The organism is Psychrobacter faecalis (genome assembly GCF_016107575.1).
GTDB lineage: Bacteria > Pseudomonadota > Gammaproteobacteria > Pseudomonadales > Moraxellaceae > Psychrobacter > Psychrobacter faecalis.
The window spans coordinates 57,220-78,874 of the sequence record NZ_JABAST010000006.1 but is presented as its reverse complement, the minus strand read 5'-3'; the positions used below and the strand labels follow the sequence as shown (position 1 = coordinate 78,874).

Here is a 21,655-nt window from a genome sequence, read left to right as displayed (position 1 = left end):
AAAGGATTTTTATATGAAACAAGTTCGTAAAATTAAACCCACTTACAGAAGCGTATCGGGCCATTTCGCTTTTATGGGTGAGTCATTAGCTTATGAATCTACTTTAGAGCGTGATTTTTTGCGCTATCAGACTTTCAGAAAGGAAGTTATAGACATAGTGCCACAGCCAATCTCTATTCCCTTTGAGAAAAATGGTCGTACTTACTCTTATACGCCAGACTATTTTGTACAACTTTCCGAGGATCACGGTAAATCAGTAATCGTTGAGGTTAAACCCAAATTAGAATGGCAAGAGAATTGGCGTGATTGGTCAGATAAATGGAAGGCAGCTATCAAGTATTGTAAAAATCAAGGCTTTAGATTTGCAATTTATGATGAAGATAGAATTCATCATCTAGCTTTTCACAACATCAACTTCTTGAGAAAGTACAAGAATTTATATGCAGCTCCTGAAGAAGTTAAAGCGGTGTTGGCAGACCTAGAACTAAGAGATAATACGACTGTCGAATACATCTTAGAAAGATACTTCAAAGGTGACATTTATCGCCCTAGAGGTCGTCAGTTTATATGGTATCTGATGGCGAATAAGCTAATTGGATTTGACGTTTGGAACGATATACGTAGTGAAAAAGTGGAGATTTGGCATGCCGAATAATATGAAGAACTTAACCAATATGACTCGTGAAAGTTTTTACGAGCGTCAACCTGAACGTAGTTATGTCCAACTTGCTCTAGGTGGTGTTTACACAAATAGGCAAGACAAAGAAGATTACCAATTAATTGAATTCATGGATGATATGAATCAGGCTTTATTTAAGAAGCTATCTAATCAGTGTAATAAAGTTATGAGTATCCATGACTTTCAAAATGTTGTTGATACCAACAATGTGACAATTAAGTTTGATATCAACGAAGTCAGTGATGATGACTGGAAAAAGGCGCATGAAAGATACATTGCTATTAAGCCACTTTTAAACTCAACCTCTATAACGCTTGATGAACGCGCTAGCGAGGTAGATGTATCTGCTAGAACTTTACGTAGGTGGCGAGATGCATATTTGTCAGCCAACTCGATAGCTTCTCTCATCGATAGAAAAAGTGGCAGAAGAAAAGGGGACAATCAACTGAAACCGCATGTTGAAAAGTTGATTCAAGATGTTATTAACGAACATTTCTTATCGATACAACGCCCTACAGAAGAATCAACTATTCGTGAAGTACTTAAAAGATGTTATGAGCTAGGTATTGATAAACCTGGCAAGAATACTGTTCGCAGAAGAATTTCGCAAATTAGCGAAAAGAATTACTTAAAAGGGCGAGGTTTTCGCAAAAGAGCAAAACAGAAATTTACGCCTAAACCAGGTACCTTCCCTGGGGCTGACTATCCTCTAAGCGTTATCCAAATTGATCATACTCCTGCTGACATCATTCTTGTTGATGACAAACACAGGAAGCCCATTGGACGGCCATATATTACTTTAGCGATTGATGTGTACAGTCGAATGGTTACAGGCTATTACATCTCACTTGATCCACCTTCTGTTACCTCAGTCGGTATGTGTTTATCACGTAGTATTCTGCCTAAAACAGAATTGTTACTAGAGCATGGTATTACAGATGCTAGTTGGGATGTGTTTGGATTTCCAACTAAAATACATGTTGATAATGGAGCAGATTTTAGAGCAGAAAGTCTGCGCAAGTCGTGTATGTTTCATGGCATTGAACTTGAATTCAGGCCAGTAGCAAGACCTGAGTTTGGTGGGCACATTGAAAGATTGATTGGTAACGTAATGCAAAAGGTTCACGAATTACCAGGAACCACTTTTTCTAACATTAAAGAAAGAGATACTTACGATTCTGAGAAAAATGCTTCCATGACATTGGCTGAATTTGAGCAATGGGTACTGACCTATATTACAAAGGTTTATCACGAAACGACTCACTCAGCTTTAGAAACAACACCTAATGAAAAATGGAAGATAGGTATATTTGGCAATGATTACGAGGCAGGTACAGGTTTACCTGCTATACCATCCGATCCGCAGACACTTACTCTGGACTTTATGCCGAGCCTAGAGCGTACCATTCAGCGTTATGGTGTCAAAATTGACGGGCTTATCTACTATGACCCATGCTTAAACTCTTTTGTAAATGAATTAGAGGACAAAAGTAGCCAGAAGAAAACTAAATTTATCTTTAGACAAGATCCAAGAGACATAAGTTACGTTTGGTTCTTTGATCCATTAATTAAAAGCTATTTTTCAGTTCCACTAGCAAATCAAGCAACACCAGCTATGAGTCTTTGGGAGTATAAGTTTCTTAAGAAGCAGGTTAAGGAAGCTTCTGGCACCGTTAATGACGAGCTTATCTATCGTGCTTGGGATGATATGAAATCAATTGTGTCTGAGTCTCAGAGCGCAACTATGTCAGAGCGCAGAAAAGAACAACGTCGAAAATCTCACGTTCAATCACAAGAGATTTATGAGCCATTAAAAGAGCAGCAAAATGCTGACTCTAATACTTATCAACCTAATGCTGTTTCAGATATCGATGATAGCGGATTGGATTATTTTGAGGATATTGAATAATGAACAAGTTACCGCATGAGCACATACATGAAAAATTTCGCCATATTGCTACGATGTCTAATGAAGAGCGTATCAAATTTATCGATACTCCTCGCTGGTTTGGGTACGATAAAGCAAATCGTATCATTGAAAATATGCAAGGACTGATGAATATGGTGCAACAGCATCGTATGCCAAACTTATTGATTATTGGTGATTCAAATAATGGTAAGACCACTATCATTAAGCAGTTTGTGAAACGTTTTGGTGATAGCTATATTGATGATGACTTAAATTTAGTAATCCCCGTTATTTCTATTCAAGCACCACCATCAGCAAGTGAGAAGGACTTATATGTTGCTCTCATTGATGCCTTATCGTTGCCTTACAATATATCCAACTCAACAACTAAATTTCGTTATCAAGTTGTGCATTCTTTACTTGAGACTCAAGTGAAAATTATTGTTATCGATGAGATTCACTCAATGCTTACAGGTACAGCAAGACAGCAACGTCAAATCATGAATACCATAAAATACTTATGTAATCAGCTTCAAATACCAATTGTACTAAGTGGGACTAAGGATGCTGTCCGAATCTTGCATACTGACCCACAGCACGCTAGTCGTTTTGATGTCGCAGAGTTACTGCTATGGAAGAACGATAGAGAATTTAGAAAATTAGTGAGTACTTTTGAGCATGTTTTGCCTCTTAAAAACCCCTCTAATCTGATAGAACCTGCAAAACTCAATCTCATACATAGCATTAGCGGTGGCTGCATAGGTAATGTTAAAAGGTTAATGGTCGAGTGTGCTAAAGAGGCCATTATTAATGGGACAGAAGAAATTACGATTAAGTCTATTGAGGATAAATCATGGTTACGACCAAAAAGAGGAATTCGCACAATTATTGGATAAAACCTTTGACCTTTTCAACCCCACTTTTAGAGGGTGAGAGTATAGGCTCATGGATTATAAGGGCGTCACTTTCTCAGAAGTGTACTCTTACTACCTTTATGGGATTTTATTGGCAACACGTAGATGACAGGTTAGATCGATATGATTTTGATAAAGGATTTGAACACGTAAAGCCTGATGTTCACGAGGATATGGCTATATTGGCAGAAACGACGGTTGATAGGTTTAACAAACAGACTTTGACGAGCTTTGCTAGAGAACAGGGATTGATTTCACATAGTTCTAGCGCTTTAAAGTGGACACTTCCACTATCTCGCAGACATTTATATGGGAGATTTGGTCATCCATATTGTCCTGATTGTATGGCCGACAATGAAAAATCTCATTTAAAGCTCCGATGGCGATTAGCTTGGTCAGTTTACTGTGATGAGCATCATAGGGTATTGCAGACAAATTGTCCTCACTGCGATATACCCTATCAGCCACTGTTAGCCAAAATTGAAAATAGGTATATAAACTTCTGTTGTCATTGTGATGGAAAGATAGACAAAGCTATTATTCCTACCGAACATATTGATAACGATGTTTTAAAGTTCCAGCAACTGGCTCAAATGGTTTGGCTCAATAAGTATGGCTATGTACTTGACGAAAAGGTGTCTAGTGGTGAATGGTTTGAGTTTATTTTATTTGCAGTAAATATGGTTAGAGTAGCTCTAAAAAATTCTGAATACATGTTTGGTAGATTGCTGGCTGAATTCGATATAGACATTGCTCATACTAAAAGGCCTAGTACTGGTTCAAGACTTGAACTTTTGCCAGCCGTAGAAAGAGTTGAGCTATTCAAATTAGTCAGCCAGTTACTTCAAGTATCCAAAGAACAATGGTTAAAATCAGGTGAGATTGTAGGACTTACTCAAAACAGCTTTAATTGGAATAAAAAAACTGAAATACCTAAAGCTTTTATTCCTGTCTATATGAGAATAAAGTCAAGCCCGAAACGTGAATATAAACAGCGTGAAAGAAGTAATGAACCTAAATCTTTTGAAACTACCTTGATGGAGTGGCATAGATTAAAACGCAAACTGGAGGCACGAGAACAATATGAGCGTCATCTTGAATCAAGGCAAAGGGATCAAACATTGTGACTGGTGTGGTAAAAATGATGTAAAAATCCAAAGACGTTACAAGGGTCAGGGTTATTGTGCAAACTGTTATAAAACATGGTTTATTAAAAAAAACTGCTTCAAATGTGGTGATATTCATAGACTGCACAAAAAGGAAGAGCACTCTATTTGTAGCGAATGTCTTAGAAAAAGCCCCTGTATTCGCTGTAGTAAGGATGCTTATGTCAATGGCATAAATACTCGATACGGTCGCAGCTGTCAAGTTTGCTATAACGGATATTTCAAAGACAAGAAGCAATGCTTCAGTTGTGGCGATTTCAAACGTAACATCAGTCGTTATACTGAGTTAAAACATGATCAACCAGTTTGCACTTCATGCTTCCAAAGATCTTGCCATGAATCATGTCCACAATGTAAAAGATTTAGAAAGCTGCTTGATACTCCTGACGGCAAGAAATGTAAAAAATGTCATGAATTGGGATATATAACCTGTAACGATTGTGAGCAATTAATGGCTGCTGGTCGAGGTTTAAGATGTGAGAATTGCTACTGGTTAAAAAAACTAACTGATGCTGTTGAACTCAATACCTACTTATTTTACTCAGAATCAATTAAGACAAGTTATCGAGACTTTATTGATTGGTATGTCAATAAACTATCAGCTAGAGAGGCTTTCTTAAAGCATGATAGCTTTGTTGATTTCTTTGTCGTTTGTGATGACTTATGGGGTGAACTGAGGTCTTATGAATCATTGGTTGGTCACTTTAAACCAAGCGGACTTTGGCATAATTTAACTGTTTTACGATGGTTGGTAGATACCGACCAGGTTATAGTAGACGAGAAATTGAAGATAGAACTTGCAGAGAAAAGCTACATTGAAAATGCATTATCAGTTTTTGAGGAGATACCAAAATGTCTTTACATGTATCACGAATTTCTTTTGATGAAACAAATTAAAAACAATACGATTACACGCACCATTAGACTCGCCTTGAGACCTGCAATAGATATTTGTACCACTTATAAGGTTTTAGGCTCGGAAAAACCAACTCAGGAACAAATAGAACGCTATTTAGCTGATAAGCGAGGGCAGTATAGTAATCTATATGGTTTTGTGACTTTTTTAAATCGAGAATACGAACTTAAATTAATTTGCAAACGACCTGAAAAGCAAGGCTTAAGTTATAATAATGTAAGGAAGGAGCAAGAAAAACAAATCCAACAACTCATAAAAAAAGAAAGCCTAACCGAAACTGATGTCATTCTATGGTATCAGTTATGTATGGCTTATTTTCATGATATTAAGGTTGGCAAAAATTATATTCAAAATTTCAAATTTGAAGTCTTTAGTAGTGATAACTTAGTCAAGTTTGAGCATAAAACCAAAGTTTATTGGCTACCTAATCATACCAAATGAATATATTTTTAGCCTTTAAATCAGTTAACTATCTCCTAAGATATATTATAGAAGCTAATATCAAAGATCTTGTTGGATATGCTATTAACAAGCGCATGACCGCTGATTTAGTCTGTAAAGCATTGAATATGGCAATTGAGAATAAAGGGCCAAGCAGGGCTGATTGTACATTCTGATAGAGGCAGCCAGTATTGCAGTCATGCCTATCACAAAATCATCAAGCAGCATCATTTTAAAGGCTCAATGAGTGGTAAAGGTAGTTGCTTTGATAATGCGCCAATAGAGAGTTTCTGGGACATATTGAAGAATGAGCTTGTATACATCAGGAATATAAAACAAGGTTTACAGCGACCAACGAGATCACACAATATATAGAGCTGTATTACAACCAAACTAGGGTTCAAAAGGGTTTGGGCTATCGATCGCCATGGCAGATGTGGTTTGATTATTATAGTCATGCTGCGTAACTAAAATCTCCCAAGTTTAGTTGTACGGATTTGACGGCAGGGGTCAAGCGATAGCAGGTAGAAATAATCCTAAAGATGTGATTCATCGCAGTGATAGAGGCGTTCAGGATTTATCTATTCGCTACACGGATAAAATGACTGACTCTGGCATTATCACTTCTGTGGGTACGACTGGTGATTCCTACGATAATACATTGGCTGAAACGGTCAACGGGCTTTATAAGTCTGAGGTGATTCATTATTTGAAGCAGCACTGGAGCTGCGTAAATGATGTTGAACTGGCAACCCTTGAATGGGTAGACTGGTTCAATAAAACACGACTGCATAGCACGATTGGTTATGTGATACCTTTTGAATTTGAAAAGCGCTATTATGATAGTTTAATCCTGTCAGGCATCGCTGCCTGACTTAAGTAAATCTGCCTCCGATATACTCAGGGCGGTTCAAAGGGTGGATTGAGAATAATTTAAATAAACTGTTCCATAATATAGGTTGTACTAATTTAATTGTGGACTGACTATAAGGATTAGCTTTATGTATGAAAATACACCTATGTTGAAAAGAGTAGATTTATTAAATACTATCCCTCATGATTTTCCGTTTATGCACCTATATCCATTATGTTTTACAAAGAATATCACCGTGATTACTGGCGAAAATGGAGCCGGTAAATCGACTATTTTAGAGGCTTTAGCAGTCAAATTAGGTTGCCCTGCCGAAGGTGGTTCTATAAATTTTCATTATGAAACTGAAAATACACATTTGGATTATACCAAGCATCTAAGAATCTCAAAAAGCGGTAAAAAAATAGAAGATATTTTCTTTTATAGGTCTGAAACTTATTACAACCTTCTCACTGAAATGAGAAATTTAGACTCAGAATTAAGTTTTGATCCTAAAATAAATAGCTACTATGGAGGTAGAGACTTACATACAATCTCACACGGAGAGTCCATGAGAGCTTTATTCTTCAATCGTTTTAGAGGGGGCGGACTTTATATACTTGATGAGCCTGAAGCATCACTATCAATTGCGAGTCAAATTGATTTTGTCGAGAGAATTATACAGTTAGCAAAGGAAGGGGCGCAGTTTATCATCGCTACTCATTCTCCAGTTATTATGCTGATGCCTGATATTGACCTTATTCAAATAACAGAAAATAATTATAGGTACGTGGATTTTATAAATACTAATATCTATTATTTGTATAAAGAAATATTAGAAAGTAAGGGCGAGTTCCTGAAAAACATAATAAACACTTAACTAATTATCAAGTAAGCGTAGGCTAGGCTTTTAGCCCAGCTGATGTATACCTCAAAGACCAATAGCATTACGTGGCAATTGTTACGTCTATCAGTTCGGCTTCTTACGCGAATAGAATATGTATGATAGGTACACCATGAAGTACACTGCTACTATTTCAGCAAGTTAAGACGTTGATACCATTAGCCTACAGCTTGATATTCAAGTCTTCATTAGGGAACCGAACTAGTGAAAGCATCTGATTGGTTCGCCATAGGTATACTCATTTCAGAGCTTCCATAAACTGCATCTTGCTATTCAGCATCTCTTTTTTTAGCCAATCTTTAAACACCACCTTTCTCTCATCTTCGTAAAAAGGGTAATAAGACAATAAGTGATAGGACGAGCTGTCTGCCACTGGAGGATGTATTAATTCTAAAAAGTGATGCGAAAGCTCTTTTTCCACCATAAACATTGAAACAATAGCGGTTCCTAAACCTGCTAGACAGCCCTCAATACATAAGTAAAAATGTTCCAATACCATAGGTTCGTAGGATAAAATCTCGCTGCTGACCAACTTAGACTTATTGATGTGATGCCAAAAATTGGGTCGAGAAGAAGTCAGTAACAAGGTATTCGTTTGCTCAGTTCTAGGATTACGGACAGCAACAATATATTCTTCAATAATTTTCTCATGAAATATATTCTTGTCCCATTCAAAATCATTTCTACGCAAAGCAATGTCGATAGATTTCCCTTGAAAGTCTACTGTTCCACCACCCGTCAGTAACACAATTTCAAACCCATAATTTAATGCATTAAATTCAGCCAAACGCGGTATCAACCATTTCATTGAAATGGTTGGTTCACAGGAGAGTACCAGTTGCTTTTTTCGATGATCTTGCCTCGTTAGATCCACAAGACAGTCATCTAATTTTGCGAAAACTTGCTGACAACAAGAAAAAAGTAGATTGCCATTGGCTGTGAGTACCAGTTTCTTATTGACTCGATTAAATAAAGGTACACCTAAAGCATCTTCCAAATTCTTAATCTGTTTACTCACGGCACTTTGTGTCACAAACAGTTTCTGAGAAGCAAGCGTCACACTATTATGCTCTGCAACGTAGTAAAAGAACCTTAATGAATTCAACGATATTTTTTCTATCATGCCAAAAACTCATAGATGATGATGTAATAAACTCAATTTTAGTTTATCTGTAACTGTAGGAGAATGCACTTAAATTGATGACATAAAAACCGATATATAAAACAGTATTTGTTTGAATAAAGACGCTTTATATGTTGGTTTACCCTTTACAGAGTTGACCAAATGACAGAATTTCTTACCGTTATCATGATCACCATTCTTGCTGTTATTAGCCCTGGGGCTGATTTCGCTATTGTCACTAAGAATAGCTACCTATATGGGCGTTCAGTCGGTGTACTAACGTCTATTGGTATAGCATTAGGTGTCTTAGTACACGTTACTTATACGTTAGTAGCCGTTGCCATTGTAATGAAACTTGCGCCAAATTTTTTGACGATCATAAAATATCTTGGTGCCCTTTATTTGATTTATATTGGTTATAAAACATTCACACAAAAGCCTGTACATGACGTAGGCGCTACTGCCCGCATTAGTTCCGGACAAGCATTGCGATACGGTTTTTTTACCAATGCTTTGAATCCTAAAACCACATTATTTGTGATTAGCACGTATACGCAGATTGTTAGCGCCATTACCCCCAAGTCTATTTTAATCGGTTATGGCTTATTCATGTCACTAGCTCACTTCATATGGTTCGCTTTAGTGGCTTTATTGTTCTCTCAACGGACGCTAAGAGAAAAAATGCTACAGCAGCAAGTCGCAATCAATCGTGTCATTGGTTTTATATTAGGGCTATTGGGCGTGTTGCTGCTCTTTGCAAACTTAAACTAGAGGAATTAAACATGAATAAAGTTGCTTTTATCGATATGGAAGGGGTTTTAGTTCCGGAGATATGGAAATTCTTGGCTAGTCAGCTGAATATATCTGAGCTGAGCATTACTACAAGAGAAGTAGAAGATTATAAAAAACTAATGCTGTATCGCATTGATGTTCTAAACAAAAATCAGATTACTCTACTAAATATACAAGATATCATCAGTCAGCTTAACCCCTTAGAAGGCGCAGTAGAGTTTTTACAAACGTTGAGAGTGAAGGGTTTTGATATTCAGATTGTATCGGACTGCTTTCATGAATTATTAGAAGGTTTTTTGCAAAAGCTAGAAGTTCCGATAGAGACGGTATATTGTCATCGTTTACAGGTCGATGGTGCGGGCTATGTTAATAAAGTGCTATATAGTCGCCAACATGGTAAACACGAGATTATCGAAAAATATCCTTTATCATTGGGAAATAGTATGGCAATAGGCGATGCATTTAATGATTTTAGTATGTTAGAAGCAGTATCTCATGGGTACTTATTCTCACCCTCGAAAGAAGTTTTAGGGAAAGCTCTACCAGCATTTAATGTGGTAAACAACTATCAAGAAGTTATTGACTCTATTAACATGAAAATTGTTTAAATATTTTTCTAGGTAATATATCTCTTAAATACTGTCTAATTTAATTATGCCACTATAAAGAACCCATTTTCAACGTAGGCAAATCGTTTAGTTTTAGAAAAAGAGAGTAGCTCTTTAGAACCTTTTTTAGAATATAAAGAGATACCTTTTTCTGTTAGAGTAATGACTCTGTTTCCAAACATCCTACCAAGAAGGTTGAATTTTAATGGCTTAGCGGTAGTAATGATAGCTGTCACTTTTATGTACTTAAGATATACTTTTTTAAAACCTAATTAAGGCATTTCTTAACCAATTGGTTTTTTTAGCTTTAGTCATGTGATTAAAAATTCTAATATTATCCTTATCCATATTATGGAACTTACCTTCATTATTAAATAATTCGTAAATTGAATCCTCAGGGTCGAAGGAGCTAATCACTTTAACTATAATACCACTAATTCCTGATACATTAAGAATACTCAACGGCTGGCTATCAAAGACAAAGTAATATTTACCATCGATAATAAGTCGTAGAATGTAAATAGTCTTTGGAAATCTATCATCATTAGATTCTTGTAGTTTTACTACTTCACCTTTATAACCTTGTTCAATTAAGTAGCAGTCAATTTTCACGGATTTGTAATAGTGTTTTAGCTGACGAGCATATCTTAAAATTTTATGAGGATTTGTATCTGTATATTCCTCTACACCCGAATCTACGAATACTTTTAACATACCAACACTACCAGCAGTATTGACAAGACTCCCTGGAGCGAAAAAATCAGGTATAGGTTCGCGCAAAGGTATAGATTTAGTTTCGTATTTAAAGGCCTCATCTAAACTTATACCTTCGTTTCTAGAGATTTTTCTGATATCACCTAATACTTTTTGTTTTTGTCTAATTACAGCTGTAGTTGAATTATTAGGACCTCTAGTATCTGCTACGACTATCGTCTCTTTTTCAATGTTGATATACATAGGTCTAAATGATTGAGCATTACTTGCACCAACGACTTGAATACTATTCTCAAAATCGTAGAATATTTCTTCACCTCGTGGTAATGACATGCCTATAACCTCAGAACACAAGATAATGCCACCCCCTAAAGGTATTCCTTTTACTAGCATCTCAATGCTTTGTTGATGATAAGGTTTCACAGATATACCACCAGACTTATTTTTATTATCGTTAAGTTTTTGCCGAGTAGTCGCATTGAATTCCTTAACAGTTCTTTTTGTATATTCGTTTTCTCTAAGATAATGCAAAATAACTGCATCGCTTACCAAACAGCTTTTAGGTATTAAGACAGCTTTAGAGCATTTGGTATTTTTATAATCAAGTTCTAGAAGGTTTTTAACAGTACTATGATCACTATTATTTACATCACCCCAAGGATGAGAAACAAGAACATTGTTTATGTGCTTAGAACTGCCGTAATGAGTTAAAAAAAAGATAAGGGGGTGAATAATAAATTTTAATTCTCCCTGCTCGACAATAATCAGGGTGTTTGCTTCGCTACCCCTAACAGGATAATCCTTCTCACGAAGAATTAAATTGGCTCTGTACTTTTTTTGCTCATCCTCTTGTTTTCCCTCCTGTTTCTTTTCATAGAATTGAGAAATATATCTAACATTAGGCCTATGAAAACTCTTACCTTTTGCTTCTTGCAAAGAAAATACGTACTGCCCAGTATCCAACTCTTTAACCATAAGTCCGTTTTTCCAGACAGAACCTACTGGTACTTTTATTATAATATCAAGCGGTAGCTTCACAGAAATTTGAAAACCATTGCTACTGACAAAAACAACTTCAACTCGTTTGTTTTCTTTTCCTTCACCTAAATCATATAGATTCTTGTACCAAATAACTTGATATAAAGAGTTTTTAAAAAATCTTTTCTTAACCCCCTTTTCGTAGTCAGTCAAATTTAAAAAGTCACTAATATCTATACTTGATTTGCTTGCTACCAGGTCAATTCCTATAAACGGTTTAAAATTGCTCATCTTTAAAGTCTCTTACTTTGACAATGTTTGTGGAATTATGACAAGGATTATGGGAAGTGACAACCACCACCAACCAACGCCACTGCAGATATGGTGTGATGAACTTGCCTGAATGGCCGCGTACCATAATCATAGTCGCTATCTGCCACTGAATAGGTGCTGGCAACTTCTAATGCGTCTTCATCACTCAAGTCTGGCAAGATAGTGGGTAGCCGTGATGCCATCAACGTCTTGCCAGAACCCGGCGGTCCGGTAAACAGTATCGAATGGCCACCAGCGGCGGCGATTTCTAACGCCCGCCTAGCATGATGCTGACCTTTAACATCCGCCAAATCAACTTTATAAGCAACTTTACTCTGCGCAGCGGTTGCTTGCACGACTTCTAAGCGCTCATCTATAAGGCTAGAATCTGTGAGCGACTGCAAATGATTACAGACTGCCTTTAAGTTTTGCGCCGCTAATATCGTCACCCCCTCGACACGGCTGGCTTCCGCGCCATTATCAATCGGTACTATTAATTGCCGTAACTGGCGCGATTCTTGTTCATCAGATTTTGTAGAAGGTTTGGTAGAATTTACCACTAACGACTCTGCTTTCATCGCTCGAGCAACCGCCAAGCTACCACTCACTTGCCGCAACTCGCCATTGAGTGCAAGCTCGCCGATAAACTCAAACCCTGATAACGTTTCTGGCTCAAGCTGTCCACTGGCGGCCAAAATACCGATGGCTATTGGCAAATCCAATCTTGCACCATCTTTTGGCAAGTCTGCCGGTGCTAGATTAATCGTCAAACGCCGATTAGGGAATTGAAAGCCCGAATTCAAAATCGCCGAGTGCACCCTGTCTTTACTTTCGCGCACAGCAGCGGCAGGCAAGCCGACAATGGTCAGCGCTGGCAAGCCTTGTGATAAATGCACCTCGATAATGACCTGCGGCGCGTGCAGTCCGACGACTGAACGCGTATAGACTTGGGCGAACGACATCAGCGTTTCCTACTATAAAGATTAATCGATAATAGAGCATTATCAATCAGCGCGTAAATGTCGTGTTCTATTTTTATCAATCCGTTTAAACCTTATTATTTCTAACCTATTTTTTAATAGATAAAACTCATTTCTGACTACTACTAAGCAAAATATCAGCGCCTAAATTCTGCGATTTATTCGCTAGCATAGATATTTAAAAGTGTTATATGATTGATAAATGTTTTTAATTTTTCTTATTTATTATTTCATTCAAAAAAATAGAAAATAAGACAGATAAAAGCATGGCAATAAAAGGATTTTATTGACATATAAAGCTTGGCGGTGATTTTCGTTAGCGCTTTATAAAATCGTAATTAACCATGGATGGGTAAGCTTATGAGCATTAATGTGCTTAATCGGCGTGTACGCACACTCACGCTATTGACGATGGCAGTCTCTCTGGGACTGTTTGGCTGTTCGGATAACGACAATTTTAACGGCAATATAGACGACGGCACTGGTGATAGTACTTATGCGGCGGATATCCAGCGCACTGAGTTTGGTATCCCGCACATCACTGCTAAAAATTATAAAGGTCTGGGTTATGGCGTCGGGTATGCTTTTGCCGAAGACAATATCTGCTCCTTAGCACGTGAAATCGTAATCGCTAAGGGTGAGAGTATGCGCTATCTGGGTGCTGAGGGTAATGAGAATAGCGATGTTTTCTACACTTGGTATAACTCTCCTGAACGACGATCGGGTTTTCTAGGGGCTCAAGACCCTGAAGTGATTGATGCGGTCAAAGGCTATGCCGCTGGCTACAATCGCTATTTGCGTGACAAAGGGGTCAAAAATATTGAAGACCCTGCCTGTGCAGGCGCTGAATGGGTTCGCGAAATCAATATTGACGATATGTTGGCTCTATATGGCAAAGCCAATTTACGCGGTGGACTCTCTAACTTCGTCAAACAAATCGCACAAGTAGCTCCTCCAGCGTCAGGTATCGTCATGGGAAGCTCTAGAATGAGTAGCCCTGAACCTATAGCAGAGTCGGATGAAAAATTCGATATGACAACTATCAACGTATTAGATGGCGGTAGTAATGCTTATGCCTTTGGTAGTAAGGTAACAGGTACTGATAGTGGCGTAATGTATGGAAATCCACATGAACCATGGGAAGGCGTTCAGCGTTTTTATGAATTTCATACAACAATACCAGGTAAGCTTGATGTGATGGGTTCCGCTCAGCAAGGTCAACCTTTTATCAACATCGGCTTTAATAAAGACGTGGCTTGGAGCCATACGGTATCGACTGCTAAGCGCTTTACCCTTTATCAGCTTAGTCTAGTCAACGGTAGTCCTTTTAAATACAATTATGTCAACAGCGACGGTAAGGTTGAACAACGTGATATTGAAACGGTTCCAGTCATTGTTAAGATGCCAAACAATCAAACAATAACTCGGAACATCTATGTTTCACATTATGGGCCAATACTCAATGCAAAACTGCTTGATCCTCGCTTACCAGCATGGGGTGATGCTAATAACGTTGTTTATACTATCCGTGATGCTGCCTCTGAGAACCCAAGAGCCCTCAATCAGTGGCGCAGTATGAATATGGCCACTAGCGTTGGAGATCTCGTCGATAGAATGCAAAAAATTCTAGGCCTAGGGTTTGTCAATACCATTGCTACTGACCGTAACGGTAAAGCGCTTTACGCCGATATCTCAACGGTACCTAATGTCACTAGAGAAAAGTTAGTAGCTTGTAGTGCTGACGCTGGAGCTGCTCTTCCTCTTTTGATTGCCGCAGACTTACCTGCACTTAATGGTAGTACGGCTGCCTGTGAGTGGGATACGGACGCCGATTCTCCTCAAGCGGGTATCTTTGGCGGCTCAAAATTACCGTTTTTAATTCGTGATGATTATGTCCTAAATTCAAACGATAGTTATTGGCTCAGTAATGCAGAACAACTATTAACTGGATTCTCCCCATTATTAAGACGTGATTTGTTACCGCTTTCTGAAGACGCGGCACCGCTATCTTTACGTACCAGAATGGCATTTACCCAAGTATTAGATAGACTGAGCAATAAAGATGGACTTGGTGGCCATAATTTTGATTTAGATAAGCTACAACAAGTCGTCTATGGCAACCGCAGTTATGCAGCCGAATTAGTGCTCGATGATGTCTTAGCAGATTGTACCGCTAACCCTCTATTGCCTTTAAAAGACGGTGGCAGCATTGACGCAACCCAAGCTTGTAACGTACTAAGCAATTGGGATCGCCGCGATAATCTCGATAGTAAAGGCGCTCATGTCTTTAGAAAGTTTTGGACCAATCTTGGTGTGAGTGATTATGCAGGTTTTGGTGTTCCATTTAATAAGGCAGATCCCATTAACACCCCTCGTGACTTAATCATCAATGATAAGACACGTACTGCGCTTGGCGACTCAATCAAATATTTTAATGATAGAACTATTGCGCTTGATGCGCCATTAGGAAGCTTGCAGTTCGTTATTGATGCAGGCAAGAACAATGAAAAGATTCCTATGCATGGTGGTTTTGGTGGTGAAGGCGTCTTCAATGTCGCAAGCTCAAGTCAAAACAGCGATGGCACTTATGGTCCAGTGACCAATGGCCCAACCTATATGCAGTCAGTGACCTTTGATAGTAAAGGTCCTGTTGTAGAGGCGCTGCTTGCCTACTCACAAGCAGGAGATACGACGCGCCCTTATCATCGTGATCAGACGCGCCGTTATTCAGATAAAGAGTGGATTCGTCTGCCATTTAGTAAGAGCGAAATATCCAAACAAGCGGTTGGTGAAGTGATTAAATTGAGAGAATAGTTCTAGCTAAATTATTGATTATAATAAAAAAGACTTTAGGGTAATCCTGAAGTCTTTTTTTATTGTAGATAGCAATACAACTTTATGGGTATATACGAAAACTTACCGTCCATGCCACTATGACTATTGATTTGTTATACTACTTATTACTTAAGTGGCGATTTATACAGTTAAACCGAGGAATCTCGCATGTCAGAACCAGCCGATATCAATAGCGACCAAAGATCTTTCGCTCATGCCGACGAGCAGCCTACGACTGCACGCCCTGTGGTTGAGATGCCCAATCCCTATGCCAGTACCCGTGGCAGCATTACCAGCAAACAGCTACCAGCATTCGATGAAGAGATTATCAATAAATACAATCGATCTGGGCCGCGTTATACCTCCTACCCGACCGCGTTAGAATTTTCACCGATGCCTGAGGGGCTGGAGACTAAGATTTTGCAAGAGCGCGAAGCCGATGCGCCCTTATCGCTGTATTTCCATATTCCGTTTTGTCGTCACCTTTGCTACTACTGTGCTTGTAATAAAATAATCACCAAAAAGAACAGCGACGCTGGCGATTATTTAGAATATTTAATGGCGGAAATCAAGCACAAACGTAGCCTATTAAAAACGCCAGCCGATCGTAAAAATCCACTGGTCAAGCAGCTGCATTTCGGTGGCGGTACGCCAACCTTTCTACAAGATAATGAGTTGATAAAACTTTGGGAATTTTTGCAGACCCAGTTTGAATTTTTGCCAGAAGACCAAGGCGATTACTCTATTGAAATCGATCCGCGTGAGCTTGGCGACGAGACACTAACGGTACTGCGTAACCTTGGTTTTAACCGTGTCAGTCTAGGCGTACAAGACTTAGACGAAAAAGTACAAATCGCCGTCAACCGTATCAACTCTGCTGAACTGATTGAGAATGTGCTTGCTGAAGCGCGTAGATTGGGCTTCCATTCTACCAACGTCGATTTGATTTACGGCTTACCGCATCAAACGCCAACGACTCTAGACAAGACCGTACGCCGTGTTATTGAGATGTCACCCGATCGTTTATCGGTATTCAATTACGCTCATTTGCCTGAGCGCTTTAAATCGCAACGCCAAATCAGAGAGGCAGATTTACCGACGCCAGCTGAGAAGCTTACCATGCTCGGTAATACCATCAATACCTTGAGCGAGGCCGGTTATCAATATATCGGTATCGACCATTTTGCCAAACCTGACGATGAGCTTGCTATCGCCCAGCGCGAAGGCAAATTACATCGTAATTTTCAGGGTTATACCATCATGGGCGATTGCGATTTATTAGGCTTTGGCGTGTCGTCAATCAGCCAAATCTCTAACGCCAATAGCAGCTATATTTTGCAAAACCATACGGATTTGCAGGTATATAAAGAAAATATCGATGCGGCGCGTGATAATCCAGCGATCATGCCAGCGGTCAATGTGATTAAAACCTCGATTAAAGATCGTCTGCGTGAATACGTGATTATGAATTTACTTTGTCACGACTATATCGACTTTAGAGACGTTAATCAGAAATTTGGTATCGATGCTATTACTTACTTTATCGATGAAATTCAGCAATTGGGCGCGATGCAAGAGGACCGCTTGATTGACATGGATGCCGCTGGTATTCGCGTCCTGCCAAAAGGTCGTCTATTAGGGCGTAATGTCGCTATGGTGTTCGATGAGTATCTTGAGAAAAAACATAAAAACCGCTTCTCTAAAGTAATTTAAAACTTTTTTATACGTTATTAATAAAAAAGACTTCGCTAATGCGAGGTCTTTTTATTGGCTGTAATACGATAAGTATTGATAAAAAAACCAATCTACTCTATTCAGTCGGCATAACAATATATAAGCGATTGGCATCTTCAATGGTTTTTTCTTTATCGAGATACTTTTGCTCGACGCTACTTTTTGGATTGATTATATCGGTATCTGTCATCGCAAAATCATCATCATTGAGTAGACCCAATGAACCATCTTGTCTTAACCATAAGCCCTCAAGCTTATCATGTGGGTAATCTAAGCTCGCCAGCACATCGACGACCAAGGTTTTTTTAACAGGCGTGATGTTTAAGTTTTCAAGGGTCTGCCAGTTTTCTTCGTCTTCTGCAATCAGCTGCTCAAGCGTTTGCCCATTCACTGTCAAACCCAGTCTATCATTCTGTTTAACACTTTTATCATTTGCAATGGTTGCAATATCTGTTGCTTGCGCGATATTAATTTTATAAATGAGTTTTTGTGCTGACTTATCTTGGAGCGGGAATTTGCGATCATGCTCAATGAGATAAAACTCATGGTCATTAAGCGCCACAATGCCAGAGGTCACATGCGCTGCGTTATCCAATCGATATAAATACTGCGCTATTTGTCCTGAAACTAAGTTAATCGTTACCATACGTACCAAACTAGAGAGTCGCCCTGACTTATCGGGATTGTCCATAGAGGACTCCATGATACCGACCAGCGTCGTTTGGTCAGGCGTAATGGTTAACGCCTCCATGCCACGATTGGCACGACGTTTGCTAAATTCCGTCGGTAACAAGATTGGCTTAGCATCAACCATCACATTATTACGCTCATCATTGGCAAACGCATTGATACGCGCAATCTCTACGCCATTGGCATCGTAATGCACAAGGTGCGGACCGTACTCATCGCTGACCCAAAAGCTGCCATCTTGCAGCGCTGCGAGTCCTTCAGGGTCTAAACCATTGATATCAGTTTTGATCGGATTACTTACCGCATCAAAAGGCAATTGCGGGTTGACTGTCATCGGTTGACCATTGACATCATAAGGTACTTCATTGGTGCCGCCAAAAGCCTTGGGGTTTGGTAGTCCTGAGATAGGATTGCCATTGCTATCTTTTAGAATTATTTCTTTTACTTTGATAATTTTGCTGTCAGCTTGCAATTCAAACAACCCAATAGACGGCGTATAATTTGGCACAAGAAACTGCTTACCTTTACCGGCAATTCCGTCAAAGTCGGCATTAGGACCACGGTCGGTCAGGGCATAAAATTGCTTGGCATTGGTTGGATGCGCCGCTGCATCTGAGCCGTAGCCGCCGCCTCGAATCTCTAATTTCTGCTCAGGATAAGCGGCATTGATATGCGACGCATCAAGCTCGCTATAAGGCAACGGGCTACCTTGCACAAATTCATTTATAGCCGTCATTTTATTATTGATATCTTCGTTAGCCATTATTATTTTCCTTGAATTATTATTGTTATTAAAAATAGAGTAATGCACGCTAAAAAGTTGATTAGCTATCAATTAAAAGTTAAAAAAATAGTCAGCACGTAAAACGCTCACTGACTATTTTTCTAACAAATTTAAATACGCCTAAAGCATACTTAGTTAAACCTTAAGCTTATCACCTACCATACCTTTTATGGTACTTAGAATGTCAGCCGGTAATACCACCATTTTTGCGTTATCAGATTCGGCTAACTGACGAATCGATTTGATATATTGCTCGCCAAGTAAATAGACAATCGGCATTTCTTCGTCGCCCATTGCAGCAGTAATCAGACGAATAGATTCTTCTGAGCCTTTCGCCAATACCACTTGCGCTTCCGCATCTCGGCGTGACGCTTCTAGGCGACCATCTGCCTCTAAGATAGCCGCTTGCTTTTGCCCGTCAGCACGGGTGACGGTAGCACGGCGTAAACGCTCTGCCGCCGCCTGCTCTTCCATCGAGGCTTGCATGGTTTGCGAGGGATTGATATCTTGGATTTCTACCGTCTTTAAGGTAATACCCCAATCGGCAATATCCTCTGAGATGGCATACTTGAGCTTGGTTTTGATTTCATCACGGCTTGACAAGGCGCTATCTAAATCCATCTCACCAATGATTGAACGCAAAGACGTCTGCACTAGATTTCGAATACCGTATTCATAGTCTTCGATACCATAAACCGCTTTATCGGGGCGCACGATATTAATATAAGCAACGGCATTGGCGATAATGACCACGTTATCTCGGGTAATGACTTCTTGTGAGGGAATATCAAGGACGATATCTTTGGTCGTCACTTTATAAGCCACATCGTCGACATAAGGAATGATTAAATTTAATCCCGGCTCTAGGGTTTGGCTATATTTACCGAGTCTCTGCACCACCCATTTATACCCTTGAGGAACAATGCGCACGCCTTTGAACACCGTAAACACGACCAATGCAATCAAAACGATCATGACAATACTAAAACTTTCCATGTTGCACCTCTATTATTATGCCTAACTATTTTTATTAATAACTGCTTGCGCTTGCATACTACTGACAATCAGCTCATTACCTACGATATCCGTCACTATCACGCGATCGCCGACGGCGACTTGCTCACCGCTCGTACGGCACATCCACTCAGCAGCCCCGACGATAGGTACACTAAAGCGTACAACGCCTGCGCGCTCTAACTGCGGCGCGACGATAATCATCCCAGTTTCACCGATGATGACACTACCGCCCAACCCCGCTTTGGTGCGATCGACAGATAATGGTTTGATAAATTTAAACCAAGCCAATAAAAAGATAGCCGAGAGCACCAACCAAATAATGATTTGCATCGATACAGAAATGGGTAGCAACCACGCAAGAGCAGCCACGATGATAGCCGCTCCGCCAAACCACAGGCTGGCAAACGTCGGTACAAACATCTCAATGATTAGCAATACAAAGCCTAATACCAGCCAGTGCCACGGTTCAAGCATCCAAAGCATCTCCATAATTGCTCATTCCCTATCTTTATCATTCTAGCTTTCAATGTAGCACATTTTGTTATCAAACAGCGCCTTAAAAGTTATAGGCATAAAAAAACGACCACCTAAGTGATCGTTTTTTATTTTGCTTATCATCTAACTCTTTCATTAATATAGAACTTAATGTTCAGTTAATTAGAATTTAAGATGAGCGCCGATAGTCATAAGATCCGCATCGCTACCTAGTTTGTCATATTCTGCTTCAACGCTGAAGTCAGGATTGACTGAGTAACCAAGACCAACACCGCCTGCTAGGCTTGTATCTTTATCTGTACCGTTATATAAACCTAAAGTTGTACCAGAGGCTTCTACTTCAGTTCTGGCAACCCCTAATTTACCTTTAGCGTATAGTCCAGTATTTGGGAATGCATAACGGTAAGTACCGTAAGCGCCGTAAGTTTTGGCATCGATATCGCCGCCACGATAATCAGCATCATCTGAACCTACATATTCAGCTTCAATACCGAAGTTAGGATCAAAGTTATAGCCACCGTATACGCCATAAGCAGTTGGATCATCAGCACCATCTACGTCTAGGTCAAACTGACCGACTTTTACACCAACGTATGGCTGGCCAGTATAACCATTGCCGTATGCTACGGCTGCTTGTGCACCTACGCTTAGTAAAGAACCTGCAGCTAGGGCTAGTAAAGTTTTTTGTAGAGTTTTCATGTGTAGCTCCTTAAAATCAATTTGGACAAACAAGTTATTTATTTATGTGGGCTTTTTAGCCATATCGCCTTGTTTGCTAACGATGTATACATAGTAACAAACCATGTCAAAAACT

General features: G+C 39.3%; 16 protein-coding genes and 3 pseudogenes. 12 read left to right on the top strand and 7 right to left on the bottom strand.

The features are described 5' to 3' along the window. Positions 1-13 precede the first annotated feature (13 nt). The 8 genes and pseudogenes from JFC07_RS03385 to JFC07_RS03350 all read left to right on the top strand — a co-directional run bounded on the left by JFC07_RS03385 (position 14) and on the right by JFC07_RS03350 (position 7,755). Positions 14-655, top strand: a complete 642-nt coding sequence (locus JFC07_RS03385; RefSeq protein WP_198328121.1) for a TnsA endonuclease N-terminal domain-containing protein — start codon at positions 14-16, stop codon at positions 653-655. Then, on the top strand, positions 645-2,588 hold the full coding sequence (locus tag JFC07_RS03380) for a TnsB C-terminal domain-containing protein (protein ID WP_198328120.1): 1,944 nt from the start codon (positions 645-647) through the stop codon (positions 2,586-2,588). The genes JFC07_RS03385 and JFC07_RS03380 overlap by 11 nt, the downstream gene beginning before the upstream one ends. Further along, complete coding sequence (locus JFC07_RS03375; protein WP_198328119.1) at positions 2,588-3,484, top strand: TniB family NTP-binding protein; 897 nt, start codon at positions 2,588-2,590, stop codon at positions 3,482-3,484. The genes JFC07_RS03380 and JFC07_RS03375 overlap by 1 nt, the downstream gene beginning before the upstream one ends. After that, positions 3,442-4,629, top strand: a complete 1,188-nt coding sequence (locus JFC07_RS03370) for a TniQ family protein (protein WP_198328118.1) — start codon at positions 3,442-3,444, stop codon at positions 4,627-4,629. The genes JFC07_RS03375 and JFC07_RS03370 overlap by 43 nt, the downstream gene beginning before the upstream one ends. Continuing rightward, positions 4,586-6,025 (top strand): hypothetical protein, encoded by a 1,440-nt coding sequence (locus tag JFC07_RS03365; protein WP_198328117.1) that lies wholly within the window; start codon positions 4,586-4,588, stop codon positions 6,023-6,025. The genes JFC07_RS03370 and JFC07_RS03365 overlap by 44 nt, the downstream gene beginning before the upstream one ends. A gap of 62 nt (positions 6,026-6,087) precedes the next feature. Beyond that, positions 6,088-6,492, top strand: a pseudogene (locus JFC07_RS03360) (DDE-type integrase/transposase/recombinase); the annotation flags it as partial. A 32-nt stretch (positions 6,493-6,524) separates the two neighbouring features. Next, positions 6,525-6,899, top strand: a pseudogene (locus tag JFC07_RS03355) (integrase core domain-containing protein); the annotation flags it as partial. 127 nt (positions 6,900-7,026) lie between these two features. Further along, a complete protein-coding gene (locus JFC07_RS03350; RefSeq protein WP_198328115.1) occupies positions 7,027-7,755 on the top strand; it encodes an AAA family ATPase in 729 nt (242 codons plus the stop codon). 262 nt (positions 7,756-8,017) lie between these two features. Here JFC07_RS03350 and JFC07_RS03345 read toward each other — a convergent pair whose 3' ends face one another. Then, positions 8,018-8,902 (bottom strand): LysR family transcriptional regulator, encoded by an 885-nt coding sequence (locus tag JFC07_RS03345; RefSeq protein WP_198328114.1) that lies wholly within the window; start codon positions 8,900-8,902, stop codon positions 8,018-8,020. Positions 8,903-9,064: 162 nt separating this feature from the next. Between JFC07_RS03345 and JFC07_RS03340 the strand changes: the two genes are divergently transcribed. Both JFC07_RS03340 and thrH read left to right on the top strand, forming a co-directional pair. After that, entirely contained in the window at positions 9,065-9,673 is a 609-nt protein-coding gene (locus JFC07_RS03340; RefSeq protein ID WP_198328113.1) for a LysE family translocator, read from the top strand. Between the two features lie 11 nt (positions 9,674-9,684). Then, the gene (gene thrH / locus JFC07_RS03335) at positions 9,685-10,302 is read left to right on the top strand and encodes a bifunctional phosphoserine phosphatase/homoserine phosphotransferase ThrH (RefSeq protein ID WP_198328112.1); all 618 of its coding nucleotides are present in this window, start codon (positions 9,685-9,687) and stop codon (positions 10,300-10,302) included. A 261-nt stretch (positions 10,303-10,563) separates the two neighbouring features. Here thrH and JFC07_RS03330 read toward each other — a convergent pair whose 3' ends face one another. Together JFC07_RS03330 and JFC07_RS03325 are read right to left on the bottom strand one after the other, a co-directional pair. After that, complete coding sequence (locus JFC07_RS03330) at positions 10,564-12,285, bottom strand: hypothetical protein (protein ID WP_198328111.1); 1,722 nt, start codon at positions 12,283-12,285, stop codon at positions 10,564-10,566. 62 nt (positions 12,286-12,347) lie between these two features. Further along, positions 12,348-13,268, bottom strand: a pseudogene (locus JFC07_RS03325) (YifB family Mg chelatase-like AAA ATPase); the annotation flags it as partial. A 378-nt stretch (positions 13,269-13,646) separates the two neighbouring features. Here JFC07_RS03325 and JFC07_RS03320 point away from each other — a divergent pair. Then, positions 13,647-16,100 carry a penicillin acylase family protein gene (locus JFC07_RS03320; protein WP_198328110.1) on the top strand — a complete coding sequence of 818 codons (2,454 nt, stop codon included), beginning with the start codon at positions 13,647-13,649 and terminating at the stop codon, positions 16,098-16,100. A 189-nt stretch (positions 16,101-16,289) separates the two neighbouring features. Next, the gene (gene hemN, locus JFC07_RS03315) at positions 16,290-17,834 is read left to right on the top strand and encodes an oxygen-independent coproporphyrinogen III oxidase (RefSeq protein WP_068404324.1); all 1,545 of its coding nucleotides are present in this window, start codon (positions 16,290-16,292) and stop codon (positions 17,832-17,834) included. 97 nt (positions 17,835-17,931) lie between these two features. On the opposite strand, the gene JFC07_RS03310 is transcribed toward hemN, so the two are convergent. The 4 genes from JFC07_RS03310 to JFC07_RS03295 all read right to left on the bottom strand — a co-directional run bounded on the left by JFC07_RS03310 (position 17,932) and on the right by JFC07_RS03295 (position 21,540). Further along, positions 17,932-19,308: an esterase-like activity of phytase family protein gene (locus JFC07_RS03310; protein ID WP_068404322.1), complete on the bottom strand. Its 1,377-nt coding sequence runs from the start codon at positions 19,306-19,308 to the stop codon at positions 17,932-17,934. A 156-nt stretch (positions 19,309-19,464) separates the two neighbouring features. Further along, complete coding sequence (locus JFC07_RS03305) at positions 19,465-20,325, bottom strand: SPFH domain-containing protein (protein WP_068405008.1); 861 nt, start codon at positions 20,323-20,325, stop codon at positions 19,465-19,467. Positions 20,326-20,346: 21 nt separating this feature from the next. Further along, positions 20,347-20,835, bottom strand: coding sequence for an NfeD family protein (locus tag JFC07_RS03300; protein WP_227514939.1), 489 nt, complete (start codon positions 20,833-20,835; stop codon positions 20,347-20,349). 168 nt (positions 20,836-21,003) lie between these two features. Further along, complete coding sequence (locus JFC07_RS03295) at positions 21,004-21,540, bottom strand: porin family protein (protein ID WP_068405010.1); 537 nt, start codon at positions 21,538-21,540, stop codon at positions 21,004-21,006. Positions 21,541-21,655: the final 115 nt, after the last annotated feature.